Annotated in this window: 4 protein-coding genes; 2 read left to right on the top strand and 2 right to left on the bottom strand. The window is 40.8% G+C overall.

Annotated features, from left to right (window positions below):
* Both AB4496_RS11335 and AB4496_RS11330 read left to right on the top strand, forming a co-directional pair.
* On the top strand, positions 1-195 hold a 195-nt coding region (locus AB4496_RS11335; RefSeq protein WP_157936410.1), incomplete at its 5' end, for a helix-turn-helix domain-containing protein.
* A gap of 184 nt (positions 196-379) precedes the next feature.
* Positions 380-649, top strand: a complete 270-nt coding sequence (locus AB4496_RS11330) for a hypothetical protein (protein WP_048666177.1) — start codon at positions 380-382, stop codon at positions 647-649.
* A 332-nt stretch (positions 650-981) separates the two neighbouring features.
* On the opposite strand, the gene AB4496_RS11325 is transcribed toward AB4496_RS11330, so the two are convergent.
* Positions 982-3,582, bottom strand: a complete 2,601-nt coding sequence (locus AB4496_RS11325) for an Ig-like domain-containing protein (RefSeq protein ID WP_102258477.1) — start codon at positions 3,580-3,582, stop codon at positions 982-984.
* A gap of 798 nt (positions 3,583-4,380) precedes the next feature.
* The coding region (locus tag AB4496_RS11320; protein WP_372130984.1) for a hypothetical protein at positions 4,381-4,574 on the bottom strand (194 nt) is incomplete at its 5' end.

Raw genomic sequence — 4,574 nt, 5'->3', positions numbered from 1 at the left:
AAGTTTGCGACAGAACCCTTTCTTCTTCTAAATCCCTCTGAAGGACGGCATCTTGGCCGATTTCCTAATAAGACGCTTCATACGCGTACTCAAGAGCTTGCAGACCGAGGAATGAACAAGCATGCGATCAGTAAAGAGTTAGAGTGCAGTAGGACTACGGTCTATAAGGTTCTAGGAAAAAATATCTCTCTTTAGAATCGCGAACAAAGCTGTTCTTTAAATGAGTAAAGAGCTGACTGACGTTGCTTCGCTCTGTCGGCTTCATACTGACTCTACATGCAAGCATATAGCAGCCAGCACGAACCTATCCCTTGATGAAATAAATAAATTTTCAGAATTTTAATTTAATTATTGTTGCAATGATTAAGAGGCAGAGAGAATGAAAAGAGCAAGAATGAGCCAGGTTCAAAAAGAGGTCTTAAGATGTTTGGCCAAGGCGTTCATCAAAGGAGTAAAAGAAGGTAAGTCAACCGTCATCAACCTGGCCGTCAATCAAGTGCTTGGGAGAGATATTCACCCGAACAACTTCCGAGTTTCATGTAAAGCTCTTGAAGAGTGTGGACTGGTTATGCGCAAAAAAGTGGATCTAGATTGGTACATCAATATAACGCCAGATGGGTTTGATAAGGCACTCACCTGGCTTGATTAAACGATGCTTATGAAACTCATTTTTGGACAGAAGTGTTTTAGAGTAGTCGCACTAAGGCGCTCTTGTCCCAAAGCATGGCGGCATAACACGTCTCTGGACAGAAGCTTGTTAATGCCTTTGCTAAGTTAGCGAGTCATGAATAAATGCAAGTGTAAAAGTCCCTTAACTCATTGCATTGTATTGATTGGAAAGGTCAGATACTGGGTGCTCCCAATTGATGAACAATTCCAAATCATCGCAGGGAGCAACCGTAATACCCTTAAATTATGTATGAAGAGGTGCTAACTGATAGCTCTGGCTAAGAACAGCTAAAAGCACTGTTCTTAGTTGAATTACTTGAAGTAATAAGAAAACACGAGTTCGAGGGTATCAACATCACCTGCTAAATGATGCCATTGTAGATCTGACTTAATTTGACCAAAGTCCAATACATTCACGCCGACGCCTATGTTGGGGTGAACATTATCCTCCACCTCGAAATCTTCCGCGTGGTTCGAACTTGCATCAAGATAACCTAAGCCCAAACTGAAGTACGGGGCGAATTTATCGCCCCAAAGCTGCGTAACTCGATAAACAAAGTTAAAGCTGTAATGTTGGTAATCGACCGTCATATCATTATATTGCGTATGTTCTGCTTTCAAATCGACACTATTTAGCCAACGATAAGTAAACTGGATACTCGCGTTATTATCAAATTGGTACCCTAAGCTACTTCCGAAAGAAAACTGACTGTTACTTTCCTGACTCCACGCGTTGTGGTCAGTATCTGGCTCTAACCATGAAATCCCAGGATTAGCTGTTACATATATTCCGTTATTCTCTTCTGCAGAATGAGCGAAAGGAGAAACACTTAACAATAGTGGGACGACCACTTTAACGGCAAGTGACTTTTGATGTCTAAACAGTGCGAGTATCGTCAATAGCAGCGTGCTTAAGAACCCTATAGAACCACCACTGCTGGTTCCCGCGATAACCTTCCCCCCATAAGGAACACCGGCTTGAATATGAAGATTAACGGTAGCAGGGTAACTATGTCTTGTTCCAATATCTGTAACATCATATTCAAAGCTATCATCGCCTATAAAACCAGCGTCAGGCGTGTAAATGAATTCACCAGTCTCCTTAAGTGTTACCGACCCATACATTGGTTGTTTATAGATTCGCGCAGTTAAATCTGCATAAAAAGGAGCTTGTGTATTTGCATCATCTGTATCGTTAAGCAACACACCTGGTGCAACAATGGTATCAATACTGTCTGCGTAAAGTGAGTAGCTATCATTATTAGCAACTGGCGCAGCATTGTTAGGGATAAGAGTCCAACCTGTGGAGAGAATTGTTATTGATACTTTTGCTTGGCTCGTATTGATTGAATAATAAAATTCATCATTGCCATAATAATCAGCATCAGGTTGATACTCAAAACTGCCGTCTGCATTCAATGTGACACTTCCATACAAAGCATCTTGGTCTAATGTAGCGGCTGCTGAATTTTCATTGGTATCATTTTTAAGCACTCCATCTTGGCTAGATACAATCAACTTAGTATCTTGATCAACCTCATAGCTATCTGGGTGAGCATAAAGAGATTCATGTTTTTCGAATGCGCCAATGTCGATACTCAACCCCTGTGGGCGGGTTTGCTTGAGGTAATCTGATGTGATTGAGCTTCCATCGGCATATAGCGCTTTAGCGTCGTCGCCTTTATCAACAAGCGCTATTGAAAGCGTGTTTGGAACGAAACAATTAGTTGTAACGCACCCTGCAAGTGACAGGCCAGTATTAGGGGTGTCATCGACACCAGGTGTCGAAATAAAGTTATTGTTGTTCTCTGATAATGGGTAAATAGTTGTATCGTCCCAATCAGTTGGATAAATTGCAGAGCCAACATTATTTGCACCATCGATTATAACGAGTAGATTGTTATTGGCTATAAGCTGAGCACTATTGATTAACTCTATATGGGTCGCTTTGTAAGTAGCAGGGTCTACATTTTTAGTAATAGTCGGGTAATACAGCGTACTATTGGTTAGCGTCAATTTTCCTTTATTGACATAGATTGGCCAACCTCTATTAGCATCCCTTCCATCAAATAAAGTATTTATAATTTGTGCATCAGCTTCATTAAATCTAAAAGTAGAATTAAATAAGCCTTTAAATATACTATCTTTGATGACTGCCGTTGTGCTGCTGCCTGAACTATCTTGACTAACTTGAATAACATGACTGGCTGTGCTTTCAACCAATGGTCCATTAGATTCAAAAGCCGTATTTTCAATAAAAACATCACTATTAAAAATAAGGGTAGGTGCTGATCTTGGACCAAGATTTTCGAATATAAATGAATCTTTTATTGTAACCAAGCCATCTTGAGTAGACATGATGGATGCCTCTCCTTGCCTAGGCACTATCCTATATAGGATAACGTTATTGAGTGTTACATTAGCGTTATCGGAAAAGATAAAACCTGACATGTGTTCTGCCCACACATTTTCAATGGTGGCATCGATGGTGCGCCCTGCGGTATTTCGAGGATTAATGTCAAATAAAAGACCAGATGATCTTAGAATCAGATTGTTAGGATCATTCGGATAACCAGTATTAAATGAGCCAGTATCAGAAACCCAGCGTTGATGGTCATTAATGTGGACATAATCATCGCCTAATCCTCGAATGATAATATCATCAGTAATTGTCATTCGGTTGTCGGTTTGACCTGAAGGGACTTCACCCAAATTAGGCGAGATAGGTGCTTGTGCATTATATGAAGCCGGTATTTCGATAGTATCTAAACCAGGATTAGCATTGGCCTTTTCGATGAAATCTCGAAGTGAGCCTATGCCTTGATCACTACTTGTTGTTACCGTATAAGTGGCAGATTGTACGCTCAAAGAGCTAAAAAGTAGTCCAAATAAAATTATTGACTTTGGAGTCATATTACCATCCTTGATATCCATGAAAAAACTAAGCCCAGATTTTTTTAAGTTACTTGTAACCAACAACTTAGCTCATATATAAGAATATCACAACTCTCCCTAAGTAATGACTTTTGGAGATGTGTATACTTGGGTGCGGACGGGAGTTTTTTCAAAGTAATGTGTTTGCTTTACACATTAGCTAGTTCTATTACGATCTAGATGGGTTCTAGAACGTTTTGGGGCATTTCTGAGGTAGAATGTACCACGGGTAAAAATTCAGCCTGTGAAGGTTTTGGACAATTATCATTTGAAGAAAATGCTCTAATCGCTGTTATCACCAAGCGACTTTGTCGTTTTTAAGAGCAAAAACGCCTCACATCTGAGGCGTTTCACAGCTAATATATAAACTGAGGATTTATTTGAGTTTTATATGTTTGTTGGTCTATCAGTAATTCTTCACCTTAAATGTAAGGCTGAGTATTGTTGGCATTTTGAACGTCTTATTTTTGTGATAATTGCGGGGAACCCCCCCTTTTTTTTATTTAGCAATTCACTACCTTAAAAACTATGGTGGACTTGGGCGTTACCCTTTGGGCAAGGCTTTTTGCTTGTATCTTTCACCTATGGCCTAAGAGTGGCATCACCCTGATGTGTCACTGCGTGCCGCCTCAGAATGTGCCTCTCTACAGTCCCTATCTAAAAGGATATCGCTGCAATCCTGAACGCCTGCGCCTCGTCATTCTTCCTCGTTGCCGTTCGTCGTACCTTCTCACTCCTTTCACTGACATCCATTAAGTTCGAGTAAGGGCTTGTGTCTTATGTGCCGGTTTCCCTTTCGACTCGCATCATTTGATGGGGCTCGCAGGCTGTTGACCCTCCTAAATCAGAACCTTCTCTGCAAGGGTAAATGAACGCTTCGCGCCCCTGCAGAGAAGAACCCTGTTTGAGGTAGGGACAGCCAAGCGGCTCCATAAAAGTGATACTCAAACAGAAAGGAAACTCCTCATGGC

The organism is Vibrio sp. 10N.222.46.A1 (assembly GCF_041473595.1).
Classification (GTDB): domain Bacteria; phylum Pseudomonadota; class Gammaproteobacteria; order Enterobacterales; family Vibrionaceae; genus Vibrio; species Vibrio tasmaniensis_A.
This window is presented reverse-complemented; position numbering and strand designations above follow the sequence as displayed.